General features: G+C 60.9%; 20 protein-coding genes and 2 pseudogenes. 15 read left to right on the forward strand and 7 right to left on the reverse strand.

The genetic code is table 11. The features are described from left to right. Positions 1-7: 7 nt before the first annotated feature. Complete coding sequence (locus ACZ54P_RS10600) at positions 8-745, reverse strand: nitrilase-related carbon-nitrogen hydrolase (RefSeq protein ID WP_465461258.1); 738 nt, start codon at positions 743-745, stop codon at positions 8-10. Positions 746-1114: 369 nt separating this feature from the next. Further along, positions 1115-1693, reverse strand: a complete 579-nt coding sequence (locus ACZ54P_RS10605; RefSeq protein ID WP_465461259.1) for a hypothetical protein — start codon at positions 1691-1693, stop codon at positions 1115-1117. An 835-nt stretch (positions 1694-2528) separates the two neighbouring features. On the opposite strand from ACZ54P_RS10605, the gene ACZ54P_RS10610 reads away from it, so the two are divergent. From ACZ54P_RS10610 to ACZ54P_RS10655, 10 genes and pseudogenes are all read left to right on the forward strand, one after another. After that, entirely contained in the window at positions 2529-3413 is an 885-nt protein-coding gene (locus ACZ54P_RS10610; RefSeq protein ID WP_465461260.1) for an ABC-three component system protein, read from the forward strand. Beyond that, positions 3410-3898 (forward strand): ABC-three component system middle component 2, encoded by a 489-nt coding sequence (locus ACZ54P_RS10615; RefSeq protein WP_465461261.1) that lies wholly within the window; start codon positions 3410-3412, stop codon positions 3896-3898. The genes ACZ54P_RS10610 and ACZ54P_RS10615 overlap by 4 nt, the downstream gene beginning before the upstream one ends. Continuing rightward, positions 3886-4356, forward strand: a complete 471-nt coding sequence (locus tag ACZ54P_RS10620) for an ATP-binding protein (protein WP_465461262.1) — start codon at positions 3886-3888, stop codon at positions 4354-4356. Before ACZ54P_RS10615 ends, ACZ54P_RS10620 begins: the two co-directional genes overlap by 13 nt. After that, a complete protein-coding gene (locus tag ACZ54P_RS10625) occupies positions 4353-5774 on the forward strand; it encodes a hypothetical protein (protein WP_465461263.1) in 1422 nt (473 codons plus the stop codon). Before ACZ54P_RS10620 ends, ACZ54P_RS10625 begins: the two co-directional genes overlap by 4 nt. A gap of 33 nt (positions 5775-5807) precedes the next feature. Then, positions 5808-6341 carry a hypothetical protein gene (locus ACZ54P_RS10630; protein WP_465461264.1) on the forward strand — a complete coding sequence of 178 codons (534 nt, stop codon included), beginning with the start codon at positions 5808-5810 and terminating at the stop codon, positions 6339-6341. 166 nt (positions 6342-6507) lie between these two features. Beyond that, positions 6508-7542: a D-alanine--(R)-lactate ligase gene (vanA, locus tag ACZ54P_RS10635; protein WP_465461265.1), complete on the forward strand. Its 1035-nt coding sequence runs from the start codon at positions 6508-6510 to the stop codon at positions 7540-7542. A gap of 2 nt (positions 7543-7544) precedes the next feature. Further along, positions 7545-7926, forward strand: a pseudogene (locus tag ACZ54P_RS10640) (M15 family metallopeptidase). Between the two features lie 21 nt (positions 7927-7947). Continuing rightward, on the forward strand, positions 7948-8229 hold the full coding sequence (locus ACZ54P_RS10645) for a hypothetical protein (protein WP_465461465.1): 282 nt from the start codon (positions 7948-7950) through the stop codon (positions 8227-8229). Continuing rightward, positions 8133-8444: a GNAT family N-acetyltransferase gene (locus ACZ54P_RS10650; RefSeq protein ID WP_465461455.1), complete on the forward strand. Its 312-nt coding sequence runs from the start codon at positions 8133-8135 to the stop codon at positions 8442-8444. The genes ACZ54P_RS10645 and ACZ54P_RS10650 overlap by 97 nt, the downstream gene beginning before the upstream one ends. A gap of 10 nt (positions 8445-8454) precedes the next feature. Further along, positions 8455-8697 (forward strand): hypothetical protein, encoded by a 243-nt coding sequence (locus ACZ54P_RS10655; protein ID WP_465461266.1) that lies wholly within the window; start codon positions 8455-8457, stop codon positions 8695-8697. 191 nt (positions 8698-8888) lie between these two features. Here ACZ54P_RS10655 and ACZ54P_RS10660 read toward each other — a convergent pair whose 3' ends face one another. Beyond that, positions 8889-9203, reverse strand: a complete 315-nt coding sequence (locus ACZ54P_RS10660) for a penicillin acylase family protein (protein WP_465461267.1) — start codon at positions 9201-9203, stop codon at positions 8889-8891. Between the two features lie 347 nt (positions 9204-9550). Between ACZ54P_RS10660 and ACZ54P_RS10665 the strand changes: the two genes are divergently transcribed. Next, positions 9551-9766 carry a hypothetical protein gene (locus ACZ54P_RS10665; protein WP_465461268.1) on the forward strand — a complete coding sequence of 72 codons (216 nt, stop codon included), beginning with the start codon at positions 9551-9553 and terminating at the stop codon, positions 9764-9766. Between the two features lie 93 nt (positions 9767-9859). Here the strand turns inward: ACZ54P_RS10665 and ACZ54P_RS10670 are convergent, their stop codons facing one another. Next, positions 9860-10195, reverse strand: a complete 336-nt coding sequence (locus tag ACZ54P_RS10670) for a hypothetical protein (RefSeq protein ID WP_465461269.1) — start codon at positions 10193-10195, stop codon at positions 9860-9862. A gap of 947 nt (positions 10196-11142) precedes the next feature. On the opposite strand from ACZ54P_RS10670, the gene ACZ54P_RS10675 reads away from it, so the two are divergent. Together ACZ54P_RS10675 and ACZ54P_RS10680 are read left to right on the forward strand one after the other, a co-directional pair. Next, the gene (locus ACZ54P_RS10675) at positions 11143-12324 is read left to right on the forward strand and encodes a hypothetical protein (RefSeq protein ID WP_465461270.1); all 1182 of its coding nucleotides are present in this window, start codon (positions 11143-11145) and stop codon (positions 12322-12324) included. Between the two features lie 125 nt (positions 12325-12449). After that, positions 12450-13616, forward strand: a complete 1167-nt coding sequence (locus ACZ54P_RS10680; protein WP_465461271.1) for an amidase domain-containing protein — start codon at positions 12450-12452, stop codon at positions 13614-13616. Between the two features lie 348 nt (positions 13617-13964). Here the strand turns inward: ACZ54P_RS10680 and ACZ54P_RS10685 are convergent, their stop codons facing one another. Beyond that, a complete protein-coding gene (locus tag ACZ54P_RS10685) occupies positions 13965-14210 on the reverse strand; it encodes a hypothetical protein (RefSeq protein ID WP_465461272.1) in 246 nt (81 codons plus the stop codon). A 219-nt stretch (positions 14211-14429) separates the two neighbouring features. On the opposite strand from ACZ54P_RS10685, the pseudogene ACZ54P_RS10690 reads away from it, so the two are divergent. Then, positions 14430-15235 (forward strand): annotated as a pseudogene (locus ACZ54P_RS10690) (IS5 family transposase); the annotation flags it as partial. A 389-nt stretch (positions 15236-15624) separates the two neighbouring features. On the opposite strand, the gene ACZ54P_RS10695 reads toward ACZ54P_RS10690, so the two are convergent. Then, complete coding sequence (locus ACZ54P_RS10695; protein WP_465461273.1) at positions 15625-16851, reverse strand: hypothetical protein; 1227 nt, start codon at positions 16849-16851, stop codon at positions 15625-15627. A 160-nt stretch (positions 16852-17011) separates the two neighbouring features. Next, entirely contained in the window at positions 17012-18385 is a 1374-nt protein-coding gene (locus ACZ54P_RS10700) for a hypothetical protein (protein ID WP_465461274.1), read from the reverse strand. Positions 18386-18954: 569 nt separating this feature from the next. Between ACZ54P_RS10700 and ACZ54P_RS10705 the strand changes: the two genes are divergently transcribed. Then, positions 18955-20094: a hypothetical protein gene (locus tag ACZ54P_RS10705; protein ID WP_465461275.1), complete on the forward strand. Its 1140-nt coding sequence runs from the start codon at positions 18955-18957 to the stop codon at positions 20092-20094. The last annotated feature ends 11 nt before the right edge of the window (positions 20095-20105 follow it).

Below are 20105 nucleotides of genomic sequence, written 5' to 3' on the forward strand. Positions count from 1 at the left end.
GACCGGATCATTCGATTGTGGTTTTGCGGGGTCGGCCGGTCAGGGCCGGGTCCAGCGGCGGCTGCGAGGGTTCCAGGTCGCGGTGGTGTAGAGGCGGTTGAGGTCGGGGAGGCTGGGGTCTCCTTCTTGCATCCAGCCGAACTCGATACATGATGTCGCCGGTCAGCCTCGTGGATCCCGGCCACACCGACACATGCAGGTCGGGAGCCTGCGCGTAGAGGGCATGCCGCGCCAACGGCATCCAGTTCTCCCAGCAGCACAGCCCGCCGACCCGCGCCCCACCAACCTGGTGCACCCGCAGACCGTGCCCGTCGCCGTTGCCCCACACCAACCGTTCCTCGAAGGTCGGCACGAGCTTGCGATGCACGCCACACACCCCGGCCACCGGGTCGATCGCGAGCAGCGTGCAGTACACGGTGCCGCGTCCCGGTCCACGCTCGGCGATCCCGAGATAGGTGAACACACCGTGATCCCGGACGCACTCGACGACTGTACGCAGCTCGGGACTGGTCAGCTCGATCGCGGCCTCATGGTACGCCGCGTAGGCCAGCTCCTGCTTGGGGTCATCGAGTCTCGCGCCACCGGCCTGAGTGAGCCAGAACGGGTAGCCCGGCAGGAAAGTCTCGGGAAACACGACGAGTTCGACCGCTGCCTCCGCGGCCCGCCCGACGAAGTCGATCACCTTGCGCACCCCGGCCTCACGGTCCATCCACGGACAGCGAACCTGGGCAGCGGCGACACGCATCACAAACTCCTCCGACTAGGTGACACCGCCAACCTAGCCGCCTAGATCGAGGAAGGACCGGCTACCCCTCAGCCAGAATCTCGCACTGGCCAGCGCTCACGCCAGCGTCACGACCGGTTCGACGCACGCTCGCTCACCACCCCATCGTCACCCGCGAGCCCGCGTGCGACCATCAGAAACGCCTGAGCGAGATAGGGCCAGATCAGAGTGCCGTCCCACCGCCGACCACAGCAGGTGGGGCCAAATCAAGATGCCGACCGATCCCGCAACCCAGCCGCCGGGGCCAGTTCAGAATGCCGAACTGGAACCATATCAACTTGCCGAAACCAGAGCCATCCTGCGTCAGGGTCGGTCAGCCGAACTACCTACTCAGATATCGACCGCTGGGTCTGATTCATCCAGGAGTTCGACTGAACTGATCGGGCCAAACTCCGCAACAGCTTGTGCATCCGATTGACTTGGCGAGGGAATCCTGTCAGCCGGCACTGGGCTTCCCGCGTCTGCCGCACGCTGCGCGACTTCATACTGAAACTGAGCGAGCAAGTCACCCGCCTCTGCCTCACGAACTGCCTTTAGGCCAGTAACACCCTCACGCTTTCTGGCAAGGTCTAGCCGATGGTTCTGCCAGTCCATTGTCATCCGCATCAATTTGTGCAGACAGAACAGGCCTGTAAGTGTATATCCAACCGGTGCCGACTTGGTCGCTGCCTCGGACAGGATTGTCAACCAAGGACTTGAAAGTCTCGTCCGGCGGACGTGGATGTCAGGCACAAGTTCGCCATACAGCCCCACTTCACGAAATGGCATGGACGTAAAGCTGGCTGACATTGCAAGTCGCTCAAGTCGCTCCACCTGCTGCCTGAACTGTAAGAGCGTGGGGCTCTCACCAAGATCAATCTCCAGGCGAAGCACTTCCTGGGCTGTCCCTGTTAGCAGTCTTGAAGTCACCACAACATGTTAGTCGTACCTTCCTGTTGAACGGCCACCTCAGCCCGACAGCACTGGCAGCCGTGAGGTTCGATTCCTCGCGCCACCCGAACCGGCTCTGCCCATAGCACCCGGCCGGGGCTCCGACATTCCTAGCTTGTCGACAATCTGCACATGGTCTTCCGATTCAGCCTCTTCGGCGAGAGGTATTCGCCATCCGAGGTGGCCTTGGGGCCGATTTCGCCAGCTAGCGTCGGACTCACCCCGCCCCGGAACACCGCTCGCCGCCCGGTCCTGCATCCCCACACACACAGGAATTCCACGTGCGCGTCGTCCGTGGTTCGACGATAACCCGCTTGGCCTAACAGCGCCGGGTATGCGCTGGTCAAGCACCCGGGTCGGGTGGTCTTCGAGGAACGACCACGGCCACTGTCGACCTCCGCGTGTGGCTCAGACATGCATCCACTACCGATACGACTGACTGGCGCCCATTTTGGCTTCGACGGCGTCGGATTTCGAAGATGCATAGCGCCACGGGTACGAGTTCCGTCGACCTTGCCCGCAAACTCTCTGTTACGCGCGCGGCCCTTGCAGCGACATTATGATCAGCAATCAATTGGGGCGGAGGGCGAGCAGAGCGTGACCACGGGTGAACAGCAGGTCGACCGGCGCGTCGCCATCAGCGCCATGCCCATTCCTGCCGACTCGACTCCGTCGGTAACCTTGGACGGGCCTCCTGTCCCGCCCATGGCCCGCATCCTGTCGTACTCGCCTGACGACTGGGAGGAGTTCATCCGCGAGTGGGCCACTGCCCTGGATGAGGACTACGTCCAGGTCAAGCGCCTCGGCGGAGCGGGTGACAAGGGCGCGGAACATCGCCGCGTTCAAGACCCACCAGCAGTTCGAGGGGCCATGGGACTGCTTCCAGGCCAAGCACTACGACAAGCCGCTCAGCTTCGGTGTCGCCGCAGAGGAGATCCTCAAGGTCTTCATGTCCACCTTGGAGGGGGCATACACCCTTCCCCGCAGCTACCAGTTTCTGGCGCCGAGAGGGCTGTCTACTCAGCTCAACATGCTGGTCAGCAAGCCAACTGCCCTGCGCGCGAAGTTCTTGGACCGGCTCGTCGACAGCGACGCTCTGGTGAAAGGGCTGGACAAAGACGCAATCGAAGCCGTACGGACTTTGGCGGCAGGCACCGCCTTCAGCATGTTCAGGTCGGTGGAGGTGCAAGATGCACTGACCACACACTCCCAGACCAGATGGCATGCCTCCCGGTTCGGCACGTCACTTCCCGAACGCGGTAGCAGCGAGAGCCCGCCGGACGACTACTCGCCGGACGAGACGCGCTACCTGCAGCAGCTTCTGGCGGTGTATGCCGAACGCCATCCAGGCACGATCACCACCTTGGAGTCCGTGGCTGCCGTCCCGAAGATGGCCAAGAACCTGCAGCGGCAACGGGTGCGGTTCTTCAAAGCCGAGTCGCTGAAGGCCTACTCCGCCGGAGCGGTGCCGCCAGGCACGTTCGAGAAGCTTCAAGAGGACATCCACGCAGGGGTGGTCGACGTCGCCGATGCCGACCACCCGGACGGCTTCGCGAAGCTGAACCAGGTGATGACGCACGTGGGCAGCCTCGACCTCAGCAGGCACAAGCTCATCAACGTGACCGAAATCGAAGACCGCCAAGGCGTCTGCCACCAACTGGCCAACGATGACCGCCTGACCTGGGTGGACGAGTCATGAGAAGCCCCCTCAACGGTCCGCTCGAATACGGGCTCCGCGTCCTCGTGATGCTGACCGAGGCCTATCCGCAGCAGCTGGACATCAACCACCTGGTCCTGCTCGACCACACCGTGCTCCATACCGCCGAAATCGGAGGGCCGCCCTCCATCCATCCTGACCATCCCCTGCACGCCGGTGAGCTCGGCGTCCGGCGGGCCAACGTCGAAGAAGGGCTACGAGTCATGCTGCGCGCCGGGCTCATCGACATGCAGGCGCCGAGCGCCGGCATCCGATACCAAGCCGGCGAGGAGGCATACAGCTTCGTCAGCGGACTCGCCTCCAGCTACATCGCCGAACTGCGCAACCGCACCCGGTGGGTGGTCGAGCGGTTCGCGACACTGTCCGACGAGGAAAGCCGACAGCAGACTATGGTGATCTTCGGCAGACGCCCCGCTGACGCAGGCACCGCCGGCCGCGAGAGGCAGGCAGAGCCATGGAACGGCTGAGGCTGCTGCACCTGACCTTCATCGGCCCGTCGGTCGACCCCGCCACCGTGGAATTCGGCCCCAAGCTCACCCTCGTCCGCGGACCGTCAGACACGGGGAAGTCCCACATCGCCGACTCCCTCGACTTCATGCTGGGCGGATCGAAACTCGAGGAACTCCCTGAACACGACGGCTACGACCAAGTGCTACTCGGGCTGCAACTGCCCGACGGGGAGCCGGTGACACTGGCCCGGAGCCCGCACGGTGGCAAGTTCAGCCTCTTCCAAGGGGATCACCGTGCTTACCCGCTGCCCGTCGACCGCAAGCTGCTATCGGCGAAACACAGCGCCACGAGCACCGAGAACCTCTCCCGCTATCTCCTGGACAAGCTCGGCCTCGACGAAAAGGTCATTCGCAAGGACGGAGCCGGGAACACCGTCTCGTTCACCATTCGAGCCCTGGCCCCCTGTTCCTCGTGAACGAAATTAAGATCCAGGCCAAGACCTCACCGATCTCAACAGGGCAGCGCACAGACGAGACCAAAGAAATCTCTGCGTTTCGCCTGCTGTTGCAGGGCGATGACGACTCCGCGATCACGCCAGGCGAATCGGATAAGGACCAGCGCAGGTCCAAGACGACCAAAAGCGAAGTCATCGACACGTTGATTTCCGAGCTGCGCGAAAAACTCCACAGCAACGAAACCCTTCAACAGATCAACGAACAACTCCAGCGCCTACAAGAAACGATTGCCAGATCGACAGCGAGCATCGAGCAGGCAGCCAAAGCGAGGCAGCAGTGGGGGCATACCCTGTCCAACAACGAGCGGCTTGCCACCGCCGCACGGCGAAGTCTCACCGAACTGGAGACCCTCGATGCGCGCTTCACACTCCTGCACGAGCAGTACACCTCTGACCTAGACCGGCTGGACGCCGTCGCTGAAGCCGGGACACTACTCGGCTACTTCAGTCCAGGGCGTTGTGTATTCTGCGGCGCAGACCCTGAACACCAGCACCTCAACGAAGACTGCGCCGACGACACAACTGCGCTCGCCGAATCCGTGCGCGAGGAACAGCTCAAGACGATCGCACTCCGCACGGACCTGCTTGAAGCCATCGCCGGCTTACGCGAAGAACGCAACGACAAGGTTCAGAGGCTCCAGGTCTTCACCTTCCAAGTGGCACAGGCGCGGGCAGAGATCGCGCGACTGGACAGCCTGCTTAATCCCCAGGAAACCGAGCTCCGCGACCTACTCACTAAAACATCTCAACTGGAACGCGACGCCGACGCCATCAACCGCATTCAGCGCCTCGAAAGACTCCGCACCGAGATCCAGGAGGCACCGAAGCCAGACAAAATGGAGCGAACGGCAGGTCTGCAACGCACCGCGGTCGCCAACCTCTCCCGCATGATCGCAGCCCGACTAGGGGCCTGGGGCTATCAGGAAGCCGAAACCACCAGCTACAACTTCGACAAACAAGACATCATGTCCGGCAACCAGCTGCGCTCCGCCCACGGCAAAGGCGTCCGGGCCATCCTGCACGCCGCCTTCACCATCTCACTCGCCCAGTACTGCTTCGACAACGACCTCCCCCACCCCGGCTTCGTCATACTCGACTCCCCCCTGGTCGTCTACCGGCCCCCGGACCCGAGCGACGAACCCGACAACAGCGGCGACATCCTCGACACCACCAGCCTCTCAGCCCTGTTCTTCGCCGATATCCAGACGAACTTCTCCGGCCAAATCATCATCCTGGAGAACCAGAACCCGCCGAATCACCTGGAGACCGGGACACGGGACATCTCCTTCACCAAAAACGCAGACCACGGGCGCTACGGCTTGTTCCCCCGGACGGGCACCGTCAGCCCAGAAGAAACAAGCGGCAAAACAGCCCTGTAAAGCACATTCACGCCAGCAGGATCCGCGCCGAGCATGGCGGCCGCCCGCTACCCGCGGGCGGCCGAATCTGCCGCATTCGTTTCAAGCCAACGGATCACCGACGCACTGGCGTGGATGACCATGATCAACCTGTGGACAGCCGCTCGGTGGAGGTGGACGATCCGCGCCATTCCGATCGGACCAACACGTCAAGATTCGGGAGCGCTCCGCCCCAACGCCCAAGGCTCTGCGTCGGTCGGTGTAGTTGTCGAGCAGATCCAGCTGACGGTGCAAATCACAGGTGTGCCCGGCAGCGCCACACCAGGTGGCGTTGCGGCCGGTTATCGGCCACCGCCACTCCAGGAATATTGCGTCGACCTCGGGCGGGCCGATGTCTCAGGTGTAATGCGCGGAGAGGCCCAGTCCGACCTTGGCGTGGTCGCGGTCAGGTTGCAGGAAAACCAGCTGGTGCTCGCGGGAGCGCAGGCCGTCGACCAGCGTGCGGCGATGGCTGCGTCCGCCGTCGGGGTGCCGAGGATTCCGGAGACAAGGAAGCCCCAGAAGCTGTATCCGATCTTCACTTCGTGATCCACCAGCCCTCCATCATCAGGCCGTCGCCGCACACTGGCCCTGGACCGGCTTGATCACCACCGCACTGGCCCGCCTGCACCCCAGCTGACCACCGATCACGCGCTGCAGGATATTGTGGAAAACAAGCTCCTTAACTGCCTGAATTTCGAAAATGGGAGGCATCATGGCTAGGTTGAAGCTCGGCATCTTGTTCGGCGGTTCGGGCGAGGAGCACCTCGTCTCCGTCAAGTCGGCGCGTGAGGTGACCAAGAGCCTCGATACGGCCAAGTACGAACCGTTCTGGATCGGCATCACCCGCGACGGCGCGTGGAAGCTCTGCGACGGCCCGGATGGGGACTGGGAAAGCGGCGACTGCCGCCCGGTCGTGGTGTCGCCGGACCGGAGCACCCGCGGCTTGCTGGTGCTGGACGAGGGTAAGTACGACTCGATCGGCCTGGATGTCGTGCTGCCCGTGCTGCATGGCAAGTTCGGTGAAGACGGCGCGATGCAAGGCCTGCTGGAACTTTCTGGCATCCCCTATGTCGGCTGCGATATCCCGAGTTCCGCAGTGTGTATGGACAAATCGCTGACCTACACCGTGGTCAGCAACGCCGGAATCGCCACCCCGAAATTCTGGATCGTCAACTCCGACGCGGATGTCGACCCCGACCAGCTCAACTACCCCGTTTTTGTGAAGCCGGCCCGGTCCGGCTCCGCCTTCGGGGTCAGCAAGGTGTCCAGCAAGGAAGAACTGTCCGCAGCGCTGACCGCTGCCCGGGAATACGACGCGAAGGTGCTGATCGAGGAAGCAGTGGTCGGCAGCGAGGTCGGTAGCTCCATCCTGGGTAATGGTTCGGAGTTGCTGATCGGCGAGCTGGACCGGGTGGTGCTCACGCACGGATTCTTCAAGATTCATCAGGAAGCCTCGCCGGAAACCGGCTCCGAGAACTCCTCGTTCATTTGCCCCGCCGATATCTCCGACGAGTCGCGCGATCTGGTGAAGGAAACCGCGAAGGCCATTTACCGCGCGCTGGGCTGCCGCGGTCTGGCTCGGGTGGACCTGTTCGTTAAGGAAGACGGCAGTGTAGTGCTCAACGAGGTGAACACCCTGCCGGGATTGACCTCCTACAGCCGTTACCCGCGGATGATGAAGGCCGCTGGCTTCTCGCTGACCGAGGTGATCGATCGGCTGGTGTCGTTGGCGCTGGCCGACAAGTGACCATGCACGAGAATTTCACCTTCGTTGACGAGCTGGTCACGGGAATTCGCTGGGACGCCCAGTACGCCACATAGCCGTCCACCGGCAAGCCAGTGGACGGCTATGTGGCCACCAAATCCGGCCACACCCAGGGCAGCACCGTTGACCTGACGACCTTTCATCTGGCAGCGGTGAGCTCGCCGCCATAGGCGGTGACCACGCCGTGATGGACGAGATTTCCCATCACGGCGCCGCGGGTATCACGACGGAGGAACCCAGAACCGGCAGCGCCTGCGCGACATCATGGAGACCAGCCGCTTCATCGCCTACGACTGCGAAGGGCGGCACTACACGTTGCAGGACGAGCCCTATCCCGACACGTATTTCGATTTCCCGATCGAATAGCGAACTCCCTGGGGGGAGCTGATGCAGATCCGACCGGTACGCCCTACCGACGCCGCTGCCGTCAACGGGCTGCTGCACCAGCTGGGCTACCCGCAGGATGACGTCACGGTGACTCGGTGGCGCATCCAGACCTGGACGGAACTACCGACCAGCGCCGCCTATGTCGCCGAGGCCGATGGCAAGTTGCTGGTCAGGTCGCCGTGCACGTGTTCCCGTTCTTCGAGCGCACTGGCAACACAGGTCGGATCGTGGCGCTGGTCGTCGACGAGCAGGCCCGCCGCCGCGGAATCGGTGACCATCTGATGACCGCGGCCGAATCGTTCGCCGCCCGGCACGGTTGCATCCGGCTGGAGCTCACCAGCGCCGACCGGCGCGATGACGCGCACGCGTTCTTCCGGCGCCGGGGCTACGTCAACCAAGCCGGACGGTCAACCCTGTTCCGCCACAACCTCACCGAGGCCGATCAGCACAGAGACGGGTCGCCCGCGAGCCTGGATCCGGCCCGCTCGCGCGGATAACGTCGTCACTGTGGCAATGACAATCCTGCGCGACGGTCGAGTGATCGATCCGGCAGCTGGCTTCGACGGGATCGCCGATGTGCTGATCACCGGCGACGGGATCGCTGCGGTCGGCCCGGTCCTGCTGGCCAAGCAGAACACCAGCGTCATCGCCGACCGTGCGGTGGGAACTGCTGTATGCGCTGCAACAACGTGGTCGGCAGGGGCAGAAGCTCGATCCAGTCGCGATGCATCAATTGACGGCGATGCTTAACGACCTCGACACGCTGACGAGCACGTCGTATGCCCAGCTGCGCCAGCAGCTCAGCAAGACCAGGAGCGTGCACGCCTTCGCCCGCGTGCTCCCCCAGGTGATCTGCTTGGCATTCGAACAGTCCAGGGTCAACCTCACGGAACGGGCCAGTGGCGGTCTGGTGTGCTGTGTGTACGAATGCGTTTTCCGCGTTATTGGGCGTTATGGAGGTGTACGCGGTACAGGTGGCCATTGGTGTGGGTGGGGGTTTGGTCGTCGTAGTGGGGTGTGAGTGGGTGGCCTGAACTGCCGTGGCGTAGGACGTCCCAGAGGACTGGATGGTCTTCGGTCAGTTCGGCCACGAAACGCCAGGGGGCGCCTTCGGTGATGGTGCCGGTCGGGTTGGGGGCCATTGTTTCGGGGCCGACCGAGGGCCTGCGGTACGCGCCGCCCGACACCACCTCGTCCAACGGCAGGACCGGTGTGCCCGCTGGCAGCACTCCGGCCACCACGTCCGACGTGATCACCAGGGATGGTGCCGAGTCCTCGAGGATGTGCGCGAAAACCTCGACTATCTCCGAGGCTTCCGCGGCGTAGCCGACTAGCGTTCATCGAATCCGGCAGCACATGACCGCGATGTGCCGCCTTCTCCAGGCAAGCCATACTTCGCAGATCTTAACGTTCTGTTAGGGTTTCAGCGTGTCCTTCTTTGATGCTCGCGGCTTAGCCGGTTTCTTGGTCTTCGGTTTGGGTGGCTGCGGCGGCGACACGTCTTTGACGAAGCCGAAACTCACCGGCACACCCATCACCCGGCGCAGGACTCTGAGGCCGGCACCCCGGCCACCCGCTCCACCTCTTGAACCTGGTCGGCGGAATGGGTGTCCTCTGGAACTGCGTGGCCCCGCGCCTGGTCACCCACGAGCGATGGCTGGGCATCGCGGACGACGAATTGGAGCACCTGCACCGCCACGCCGAAGATCTGCTGCGGATCGCCCCGAGTCCTGCCGGACAACGGCAAAGCGCGGTCATCGCCGAGATCGAGGGAGCCAAGCCCGGCCCGATTGCCTTCGACGGTCTCCAATGGACCTGACCAGCCGAGATCGCTCCTGACGCGACGAGCACGACCCAGTGCGTGGTCCGCAAACTGATGCGGACTCAAAGCCCACCCAGTCTGTTAGGGTCCCTAAGCGGCCGTGGCGCTCATGTCGACAAGCCAGTCGTCTTCTCGCTTGCTCATGAAGACACGCTGTTTAAACTGTCCTTTTGAGGCCGTTCCTACAAGCTCTACATACGCTTGCCTTGGCGTAAGCCCAGGAAATTCCCGAGCGTCAGCGATTCGAATTTCCTTGTTACCCCAGGCGCTCATCAATCTATCTACTGCCGCCTCCTCGGCTGGCGCTGAGCCGGTTGACAACTTCAGCAGGGAAGCGCGATCCGACTTGTTCAAAGCGTCGACATACAGAGCAGAGGCCGCGATCGGCGAGTCGCCACCCTTGGCACCCTCTCGAATCGGCACCATCGTAGGATCTCCTCCACAAGCCGCAAGAGCGGTAACGAGAAGTACCCCGAGCACTGAAGTCACGCCTCGAACTCGAGTTGACGACTTGGTTCCTATAGCCCTTGTTGCAAGTGCGATTACCATGCGGCTCCCTCCAAGCTGCCAGAGGCCACAGTACACCTACATCCCGATACTGCCGTGGCCCCATTCGATCGAGCGAGCCACATCTTCAGCTGGGCGTACATCCTCGACCACTTGCGCCCAGGACGTGGAATACAGACACTAGCACGCGAACACAACCAGTCACACATTCGGCCGATTGACATGCCGACCTCCTGGACATCATAGGCATTCGCCCCGGCAGCATTAGTTGTCCACGAGCACTAAGAGTCATGGCCAGCGGCTGGTGGCAACGGATTGCTACGGATTGCTACGGATTGCTACGGATCTAAGAGAGCTCATCTGAGCTCAGCAGTCACCAAGACTTGACCGATGAGCCTTCCGGCGCCGACCTCGCAGCTCGATAAGCATATTTTAGTGGAACTTATTACGTAGTCCGCAGAAAAGTAGCCCTAAAGCGACGAACTCGCAGCGATTTCGAACGACAGCACAGCTGCCCCGAACCATCGATATGTCCACATGAGCAGGCCGATCACTCTGTTGGAGGATTGCTCACGATGATCGCTTGGCTGTTATGTCATAACAGTAGTCGATCAGGCCAGGGCGAGCAGTCGTGACGCATGTCCTGTCAATCTGATCGATGTGCAGGGGGTTGTTGACATCGACGTTATCAATTGCTCGCGACAGCACTTACTACACACGGCCAAGCTTGCACGTTTCTTGAGTATACCCAGAAAGGGGCATATCAAGCGAGGCAATCGTCGATCGATATACGGTTGAGCAACAATAGTGCAGTCTAAAACAAAGGAATCACTATGCGAAGATCTATTCGGCTCACGTTCGCATTAATGCTGCTGGCCGCAGCCGCAATTCCAGGATCCAACCTGACTGCAGCAGCAGCCGATTTGCGGGTCCCCAATGCACCCTACGCCGACACAATCGACAGCATCGTTCAAATCCACGCAGAAGCGCCGCGGATAGCTCTTCAGTCATGCGACGATGCGCTCGCGCAGACTAAAGCGAACCCGACCACGCACGCTAAAACAACTTCCTACTGCACAAGCGAGCCGGCAAGCTCTAGGTCGACTCAGTCGATTAACCCTCCGAATTTTCCTGAGTGGTGCCGCAATAAAGAAGACGGCAAATGGTGGGGGCGACGTTACGATATGTGCTTCGCCGCGAACGCGACCATTGGTCGCATCGTTGGCGGAGCCAAGGTTGGAACAGCGAATTTCAACCTGGGTGTAGTAATTGCTAACATGAACGGATCACAGTGGGGGCCGCGCACGTGGTCTGAGCACATTCATATTGAAATGCTCTCAACCACGGGCGACTTCCCGGTTCAGAAACTCGAATTTACCACGAGCTGCAAGGGGACGGGGCCTTGCGGAGTAATTCAACGGACGGGAAGTTTCGAGAAACCTCGAACAGACTGGCAGGTCAACCAACCGATTGATGGCAAGATCATCATGAGCAATGGCACATCAACGAGACCGGTAGATAATCTCCAAAATAGTCCTGCTCTAGCGGTCTATGACTCAGCGACCGCGCAGGCGCCTGGCGCAATTTACTGGACAGCTCCAGTCATTCGTTGTGATAGCACAGTTCCGGATCTAAGCCCAGGCTGCGCCGTGCCGGGTATCACTCCCAACTTCGCGCGCTTGAGCCTCAGTAGTCTCACGCACGGGGAAGTCACGCGGCACGTCTGGAATACGATGCAAAAGGCGCCTAATTATTGGGGATGGCCCGGCAAGGGCAAACCGCTGCACTATACGACCGATCAATCTCTCATCGCCAGCAACCGAGATAAAGGCTGCCGGACGTTCGTTCCCGACCCCGCACGCCCTGGTGATAGCTGTGATCTCTACCCATTCGAGATGACACGTGAGGGTCCAAGCCTAAACGACGATTACACAGTTGCCCATGTGAGTCAGGCCCATAACGATGCAGCCGAAGCAGAATTTCGGAGCTTCGTAAAGGAATGGCGCGTAGTTGACGGTGAAGCACTGTGGGTACTGCTCTATAACTAACATAGACAGCAAGGGATTAACGAATGCATAGTAGCTTTCTAGGGCGTAGAACACTTCGTCATATACGAGCACTTCGTGGAGCAACGATTGCCGGGATAATCGGAGTCCTGATCGCAGGTGCAGCGATGCCAGCAGCGGCAGCATCTGGACAGTTGAAGCTGCAATCATTCGAAGCGCAACGAATGATCGAACGGTATCTTCAAACTCGCGCAAACATTCTGACCGGAACGCAAGTTACGGCGAGTTTGTCCAGCGTCGATGCCTTGCTGTCTCGACGCGCCGACACTCGCACAGAAAACGAATTAGGCAGCCTCGCTCTCGAGCATCGTCGACTCCGCGATCTTCCTTTCGGCGGCCACATCTCGTCTGAGATTTCGGTTTCAAGAGTGATAATAGAAGAGCACGGTACCTCTGTTAGCGTGCGCGCTCACGAGAGAACAAAATTGTTCTTCCGGAAGCCGTCGATAACGAAAGATCACCTCACAGGAAGAGTTCCTGATAATTTCGAGGCATATGGTATCGAACATCGGTTCAGCTTTATCGTCGAAAAGGGCCGCTGGGTAATCGATGAAGCAACGCCGGAGCTGGATCCCGGGCCTCCGCCGCCAACTCAAATGGACAAAGCTCAGATGCCGAGTCGCCACAAGTCAAAAGCGGTCGGCAGCGCGGGGCTCCCCGCTCCCGCACGGCCGCCGACAGTGGCAGAAGCTCGAAATCATCAGCTACCGAATAGCCCGTTGACACCTCGACCGAAGTCGAGCAAGATGAACAAGTTTGCAATGCTGAATTATGCAAACGCATGGTGGGACAAGCGAAATTCAGACTTTCCGAACTATGATAACGACTGCACGAACTTCTTGTCGCAGATCCTCAATGCGGGTGGACATCAGCAGCATGGATCGCTATTCGACAGAGAAGATCCAGATGTCTGGTTTGCGGGAGGCATCCAGGCGACCACTTCCTACACCTGGGCGGCTGCACATAACAATTTGCTTTACCTCAACGGCTATTCCGGTGTTGCTGTACGCGCTGGAAGCCCTCAACCCAACTGGCAAGATGTATACCTTCTGGAAAATGGGGATGTTGTATATGTGAACTGGGACCACAATGAAGAACCTAACACCGCTGATCATGCAATGTTTGTAACGGCCTACTATGGAAGCGGACAAGTAAAGGAAGACCTATTTATGACCTACCACACCAATGACACCTACAATAGGTCATTGCAGTCGATCCAGCATCGCCCTGGCTGGTCAATGCAAGACGGGTACTGGGCGTATTATATTATCTAAGGTCGAATCGATTGCGATCTACTTCTGATGTGAACTCGATCGCAAGTTAGCAACATTAAGAGCTATCAGCATGGGTGGTTTCCGGCGGGAAATCTGCCGGAAACCACCTCGAGCCACAGATACACTGCTAGCCTTGATTTTGCTTACTTCCGCATAGTTTGTCGTCGCTGGCGATTGATGGAAACCCGCAGCTCGCGTAATTTCGACCCGGTAGTTCACATTTACTTGCCAGTGCAAGCCGATTGGCCCACCTTGGCCACAAATTAAAGCGGGATCGCCTGAATGTCACGGGTGGGAGTTCTGGGAGGTTCGGGTGGGGTTCCTTGCACTACTGGGCGCATTGCCGCGCTAACCGGTCAGGGCGACCGGATTCTGGCGCGGCAGCACACGCTGACCGAGCGGCTCGGCGGCGCGATCCTGCGGGCCCTCGTTGCCGGTTCCTTTCGGTGCTGTGCTCGAGCACAGCGCCGGGTCGCCGGCAGCGATGCCGGTCTCGGCGTTCAGTTCGAAATCGTCGTTGTGGTGCTGGGCGCGACATAGCGCGCGCTTCAGCGTTTTCGCGCAGGGTTCGCACGAATTTGAGAACCCTGTCAATCATGACCTTGTCGAGTCCCGTTGCCAGACATAGCGACGTCTCCAGCGCTTCGTCTACACCGATTGTTTCAACTGAGAAGCGATCGAGCGTAGCCGGGTCGATTTGCTGCCGACCCACGTAGGCCCGATCAGCCCCACGTCCATAAGTGTTGGCCGACGCAACACAGCGGAAGTCCGGGTTTCGCTTAAGAGCGTGTCTTACGTGGTGATTTGTCGCTGATGAGCGATGATGTTGCTGTGGTTGATCAGTTGTCGTTGCGGTTGGTTCCGGATGAGCTGTGGAACTTGGTTGAGCCGTTGATCCCGGTGTTCGAGCCGCGTCCGCAGGGCGGTGGCACTGCCCCGGTGGACGCTCGTGCGGTGTTCACGGCGATCGTGTATGTGCTGACCAGCGGGTGTGCGTGGCGGGATCTGCCGCCGTCGTTCGGGGTGCCGTTCCAGACCGCGCACCGCCGCTTCGGTCAGTGGACCAAGGCCGGGTTGTGGCGACAGTTGCATCATGTGCTGCTGGATGAGCTCGGCAGCCAGGGCCTGCTCGACTGGAGCCGTGCGATCGTGGATGGTGCCTGTGTTCGGGCGAAAAAAGGGGCTCTTTGACCGGTCCCAGCCCGGTCGACCGCGGCAAGCCCGGCTCGAAGATCCACGTCTTGTCCGATCGTGCCGGGTTGCCACTCGCCGTGGCCGTGTCCGCTGCAAACACGAACGACTCTTACGCGCTCAAGCCGCTGGTGATGGCGATCCCGGCGATCAAGTCCTGCCGTGGTCCGCGGCGGCGCAAGCCGGCCAAGCTGCACGCCGACAAGGCCTACGACCAGCCCGCCCTGCGACGGGGGGTCCGGAACCGGGGCATCAAGGTCCGCATCGCCCGTAAAGGTATCGAATCCAAGGACAAACTCGGCAAGCACCGCTGGGTCATCGAACGCACCATGGCCTGGTTCACCGGATACCGACGCCTGACCCTGCGCTACGAACGCACAGCCGAACACTTCCTCGCCTTCCTCGTCCTCGGCGCCAGCCTGACCTGCTACAAAAACTCCGTAAACTCACCACATAAGGCAAGCTCTAAGGCGACCATCACCGGGCGAAGAACGAAATCATCCAGATGCTCGTAAGGGAAACGGCTGACCGACCGTGACAACGGCCGCGACTTCCACCCCAGCGATGACGGGCACGTCCACTCACCCGCACGGCCAGCGCCAGCCCCCACGCGAACAAGATCGACCACCGGTACCACGTCGATCCGATGCTGAGTTCGCTCGGTATCCACTTAGACCCCCTGCGCAGCACGCGAGAAAACACCTTATATCGAACAATCCACACGACGTTACATCGCATCGATCAAACCATCCCTTGAAAGCCCAGGTCCGCCAGTCCATTCAATTGACCGAGAGGAGCTGATGCATAATCCTGCGGGTCATTCACCTCCTGCGTTAAGGAGCTCGGTGAGCTGCTCGATCGCCCAGTCGGGAAGTGTCACTGCAGTGGGATTCGGTTTGTCGGCAGCACGCCTGGCCGACTGCTCGCCGAAGATCGCACGAGTCAGCCAGCGCAAGGCGTCGTCGTCCAAGAGGTCCGGACTGTGCACGACAGCATTTGCAAGTTCTGCCGAGGTTGAGAACATCTGAGACAGCGCTCCGGGGAGCTCATCTTGTTGCGCAGCCTTCTCGATGACGTCGCGAGTGAGAGTCTCGTACCAGCCTGAGCCCCACCAGTCGCCGATGGACTCAGTACGCGAGCCGTGAAGAGTTAGGAGTTGCAGCACGGTCTGTGGGCCAAGTTCGTCGTCTGCGCGTTGCCACACCTCGATCTGGTCCCGGACCGAGGTCAAGATTGGAGACCACCCCTCTCCGAACAGGTCGTTCAGAGCCCGGCCGTCGGCGAGACGACGGTTGGGAAACGTAAGCGCAGTAAGCACAGCGGGCCAGTCGACACCTTCAAGATGCACGTGAGGCAGCACAGCCCGGGTGGCTGCAATGTTGGTCCGAGCCATCGTGAGGTCGTCAACCTTGTGGTGCCAGTCCTCGACTTCGCTTTCCCTACGCCAACACCATTCGGCGATACCCAGGGCGGCCGCGGTGGGCACTGGAGCGGGAACGATCAAAGGATAGGCACGAAACCCTGCCGCGATCCGCCAAGAAAAGTCTTCACTGAGCGATTCGAAAACTTTACCGGCATCGCGTTGCCCGCGATGCTGCTCTGCCACGCTAAACAAGTGATCAGCCAGGAACAGCATGAGCACATCGTGGTCCAGAGAGCGCGCCTCCTTAGGCAAGCGGACTCTAGTCGCGTCCAACAAGCCTGCGGCTGCGAACGCTCGACGCGCCGTCTCAACGTGCGCAACTGGCGAGGTGCGGTCTGTCAATTCGAAGGACAGTGGCGCGTCCAGGGGGAACAATGGAGGCAGGCTCTCGATCCAATCCCAGCCTTCTGTCGGGTCATCGGCGATCAACCTGCGGCCAGCGGGCTCCCACGACAAGCTGATATGGAAGCCGGATCGTTCCAACTCGATGTTGGAAATCGCGTTGCGGTACCAACTATCGTCTGTGTCTTCAGCGGCCCCGTCCGCATCGTCCCGCCACGTCTCGAATTCCACTTCTGACCATCCGGCCCGCAGCAACGGCGCAGCCAGCCGACGCAGCATCTGTGGCCCTTCAGCCTCGCCGGATCGCGGAGACGTATTAGCGGAGTCCACGATTCACATCCTCCAAACAGAAAGCTACACCGAACGCAGCATAGCGATCTATCGACAGCCAAGGGCTTGTCCCGGTGGTCCACTTTTGCCATATGAAGTCACAGGACGCCTACTGTCGTGCGGCGGGGCGCCGCCGCCGGCGTGCTACGCCAACACTTGCGAGAGTTGTGCCGTCGATCGCAGCCCTCAGCGCCGGCAGACATTGCTCACGGGTCAATCCAGAGTCGGAGATACCGGTACCGAACCCTTGCAGTTGCCAGGGCAGAGAGCAGGCCTCCGGCTCTGATGCCGCATGCTTTGTTTCAGCAACACCCGGTCCTCGTTCCCGAACGTGTCGCGCGAGGGCCGGCTGCCCAAGATCGACCACAAGGTTGCGGAGGAACAACGCCGCCGTCGATGCATCGAAGCGACGCATGCGCTCGTTGTCCAACACGAGTCCAGTCAGACCACGCTCCCTTTCGGCCAGGAACAAACTGAATACCGCAGGTACTTTGGCCGCGACCCAGTTGAACTCATGAGCATCGAGGCTCGCGTGCGGAACAAGAGTATCGAGGAAATCATGTAACTCCCAGCCAAGCCCGAGACGATCCCGGTGGAACAAGGCGAAGACCTCGCCAGGGTGCCCGAGAGCTATGCCCTCCAGTCTGTGGGTCCACGCTGCGGCTGTTGCGAGCCATGCCTCGCGGATCTTGCCCTGAAACTCTTCGCCTTCCTTGCGGTTCCACTGTTTCGCTCGTTCAACCTCATCGTCGACCAGCTTCTTCGTCTCGTTTGAGGGATGCATTCCACCCGCAACGCCAGCCAACCAGTACGGAAGAACCTTGTCGTTGGCGAAACCGCGAATACCGGAGGTCGCGTCGATACCGCGTCGACCGCACTCGTCCTCAGCTACTCGGAGAAACGAGACGTAGCGGTCCTGATGCTGCCGCGGAGTGCGACCGCTCTCCACCCACGTAGCCGCAAGCATGATGGGAAGCCGGGCAGTGAGTGCCCTGCGGCTGGCGGACACGATGCGTGCCCGCCGATCTTTGCAACGTTCCCAGTGCCCCACCAAAGGGTCACGGTCCAAGATGCCTTCAAGCGAACTCGCGGTATGCCCGCGGCGGCCGACGTCGCGGATCGATTCGTCGAGAACATCCAAGGTAAGATCTTGACGGCTCAACGCCGCTGTGGCGTCACAGGTAACTTCGTCGAATCTCACCATGGCCTTGACTGCACGCCGGTAGTCGCCCAGCTCTCCCGCCGGGTAACAATGCACGCGGTCCGGCAAACGGATGTCAGCCATGGTTCCGTAGGCAGGCTGCGGATAGATTTCGCTGCGTGCACGGCTGCGAAGGTCCGAACAGTCAGGATCGCAGTGCCACACTGCGCCGGTCTTGCTCGCCCATACCTGGACCTCGACGCCGGACCAAGGCCCCAATGGAAGGTCGCCAACAGCCAACCGATCGTCTGGCTGGCCGCCTCCTTCAAGCACGGTCAGCATGGCAGGTCTCCACGCACTTCAACTGAATCCTCAACAGCCGTAGGAGCAACATCGCATCCTGGACTGCGATTCATGCCTGGAACCATGCCTCTCTGCTCACTTAAGCAACCGGAGCAGGCCCCGCCCCAAGTTTGCCGATCATCCGTCTTCGGACGCAGGATGGCTGTTGCGAGGTTGGATGTGCTGCCGATCGACCGAACGTCACGGTGCGCCTCGTCACGAGGTGTAACGCTACGTACCAACACTAGTCGGAAGACCAACGCGATTAGTTACAACTCCGACTGCTCTAATCAGGTGAAGATTCACATGTCGCTACCGAGGTGGTACGCCCTCGTCCGGGCAAGGCTTGTACCTGGTGCACACCGCTGGCGCCTCGAATCGCCGAGTCAGTATCGGTGCGATCGGGTGAAAGCTGGTGCTCAACGACCGAGCCACCCTCAGCAGAAATTTCTGGTCGGCACCGTTCCACCGGCAGCGCGCTCTGCCGAGCCACAGCGCACCCGTGACGCCCGGCACCACAGCTCGATCGAAACCTGCTTGGTCGTGTCATCGCTGGCAGGATCGTCGTCGTGACAGTTTATGCCTTCGATGGGACACGGCACCTTCTGATCAGCACCTGGGACACGGGGCTCGGGTGCATTGCGGCCAGTGTCGCCGAGCTTCCCCAGACTGTGGCACAGGAGGACGTGCTGCGTCTCGCCGACGTTCTTACTGGTTTGTCCCGCCAGCTGTGGCGCACGTACACGCATCCGGCCAGCGCTGCGGGCAGCCTGGAGGTGAACACCGAAGGGTGGCGGCGACAGGTTGAGCGCGACGCGTTCGACACCGTGATCAACGCTCTGAAGAAGCCCAATCTGCTGCAAGAAGGCCACATGATCCAGTCCTACATTCGTGTCGAGGAAGCGGCACACCGAGTCGGCCGCGCGCTCCATAAGCTCGACGACGCGACACTCACCGAGCACGTGGTCGCAGACGTCGAAGTCGAGCTCGCCGCTGTCGAACATGCCGAACGCGGCGATCTTTCCGGCCGGGCAAAACAGGCAGTACTCCTCAGCCGCGCCGACGCCTCCCCGCTACAGGTGAACGCCGCCAATGACCTGTTTCGTGAGCATCCCCTGGGGTCGGAGAAACTTCTCCACGAAGTCGACCCCACAGCCGCGGCCGTAGCGGCAGCGCACTGGCTCCAAGCCGCCGCCAACATCACCGCGGACATCGCTGATTGCGATCCCGCCGAAGTCGTGGTTCAGGCAGACGATATCGAAGCGCTCGCCGTTGAAACACCGACACAGGTCCTGGAACGGCTTGGTTCAGGCGAGACGCCCCGCGAGGTCGTCCTCGACCTGATCCGGACCGCGATGACGGCCGCCGAAGGCCGCATCGCCGACCTCACCTCCCTCCCCGACGCCATCGAGAACGCGCGGCGATGGGCTGAGCAGAGCCGCCCCGGCGAAGAAGACCCACTCGACACGACCCAGCCCCGTATCAGCCTCTTGGACCCATTACGGCCTGCCCACGACCTGCTCGAAGACCTTCTCGACGGGATACACGGCTGCCGTCTCCTCTTCCACGAGTACTCCGATGGTGATGCCGACGACATGGAGGAGGAGTTCGACAACGCCAAGGCGGACGAACACACCGAACAACTCGACAACGAGTTCGAAGATGCCGTCCGTACCGAAGCCGAGGCCAACCAAGAACGACTGTTGTGATCGGCCTGTAC

This window comes from Amycolatopsis sp. NPDC034160, from assembly GCF_055575355.1.